Raw genomic sequence first — 1,631 nt, 5'->3', positions numbered from 1 at the left:
CACGCCCATCAGCAGCAGCCCGTGCAGCAGGATCCGGTGCTGGCTGCGCGCGATGACCGGCGCCATCACCGCGTTGGGCTTGGCCACCGTCAGCACGCCCAGCAGGCGCTCGCCATCGCGGATCGGCGCCGCGACGTACATCACCGTGCTGCCGTCGTCGTCGGGATCGCTGCGCGTGCTGCGCGCGCCGTACTTGCCGCGCAGCGTCAGGTAGACGTCGTTCCAGCGCGAATAGTCCTGGCCGACCGCGGTGCCGGCCGAATCGAAGCGCACGATGCCGTCGGTGTCGGTGACATAGACGCGATAGCCGATTTCGCGCTTGCGCAGGCCCCACAGTTCGGCATCCAGCGGCGCGTCGCGCAGGCCGGTCAGCTGGCGCGCAAACGCGCCGTCGGCGATGCGGCCCTCGCGCATGTCGTCGACCGCCAGCGCGGCAAGCGCGTGCGCGGTATCGATCAGCGTGTCCTCCATCGCCTGGCGCACGCCCGGCTTGACCTCCTGCACGAACACGCGCAGCGTCAGCCAGGCCGCCAGTCCGACGATCAGGAAGAAACCCAGGAAGATGCGCAGGCCAATCCGCACGCGTGCCGGTCCCGCTCAGATCGCCAGCGAATAACCCATGCCGCGATGGGTGCGGATCGGGTCGTCGTCGCCGGCCGCGCGCAGCTTGGCGCGCAGCGTCTTGATGTGGGTGTCCACGGTGCGGTCGCTGGTGTCGAGCGCATCGTCCCAGACCAGGTCCATCAGCTGCGCGCGCGAGTAGATGCGGCCCGGATGGTCGGCCAGCAGCGCGAGCAGCCGGTATTCGTAGCGGGTCAGGTCGAGCCACTGGCCGCGGTAGGCCAGCCGGGCGCCGTCGCGATCGTGCACGAACGGCGGCGCGGTGTCCTGCGCGGCCTTCTGCGCGGGGACTGGCGCCGCGCCCTCGCTCCGTCCGCGCATGCGACGCAGGATCACGCGCACGCGCGCCGCCAGTTCGCGCGGCGAGAACGGCTTGACCACATAGTCGTCCGCGCCGATCTCCAGCCCGACCACGCGATCGATCTCCTCGTGGCGCGCGGTCAGGAAAATCACCGGCACATCGGAAAAGGTGCGCAACGTGCGGCAGACCTCGAAGCCGTTCAGGTCCGGCAGGCCCACGTCAAGGATCACCAGGTCGACCGGCTGCGCGCGCAGGCGGGCGATTGCCTCGCTGCCCAGCGCGCAATGCTCGACCTGCATGCCCTCGGTGCGCAACGCATAGAGGATCGTATCGGCAATGGCGGACTCGTCGTCGACCACGAGAATCGACGGAACGGGCGTGGCGTTGGCTTGCATGGCGGGCTTGCAGGCGGCTGCGGCGGAATGGGGGACGGGAAGCGGGTCCGTCATTCTAGTCGAGGGCGCCGAGGGCGGCCGCGCCCTGCCGCTGGCGCCGGCGGTGGAAGTAGAGGCGCTGCGCGGCCCAGCGCAGCGGCCGGGAATACAGCATCCACTCGAACAGGCGGTCGGACTGGCAGCGGTCGAACAGCCAGCGCAGCGCGCGATTGACGCGAAAACGCGGCGTGGTGCGCAGGACGGTGCGCTCGGGCGCCGGCCCGCCCTCGCGCAGATGCGCGGCGATCGCGGCGCCGATGGTCTCGCCGTGCTCC

Annotated in this window: 2 protein-coding genes and 1 pseudogene; all 3 read right to left on the bottom strand. The window is 70.7% G+C overall.

The genetic code is table 11. From position 1 onward, the window contains the following. On the bottom strand, positions 1 to 582 hold a 582-nt coding region (locus AC6EI8_RS26405; protein WP_498383378.1), incomplete at its 3' end, for a sensor histidine kinase family protein. Between the two features lie 15 nt (positions 583 to 597). Further along, positions 598 to 1,317: a two-component system response regulator CreB gene (creB, locus tag AC6EI8_RS26400; protein WP_265633370.1), complete on the bottom strand. Its 720-nt coding sequence runs from the start codon at positions 1,315 to 1,317 to the stop codon at positions 598 to 600. Between the two features lie 55 nt (positions 1,318 to 1,372). After that, positions 1,373 to 1,631 (bottom strand): annotated as a pseudogene (locus tag AC6EI8_RS26395) (NAD(P)/FAD-dependent oxidoreductase); the annotation flags it as partial.

This window comes from Cupriavidus sp. R6-3, from assembly GCF_059772245.1.
Note: the sequence above shows the minus strand (reverse complement) of the source record. Positions and strands in the feature narration are given on the sequence as shown.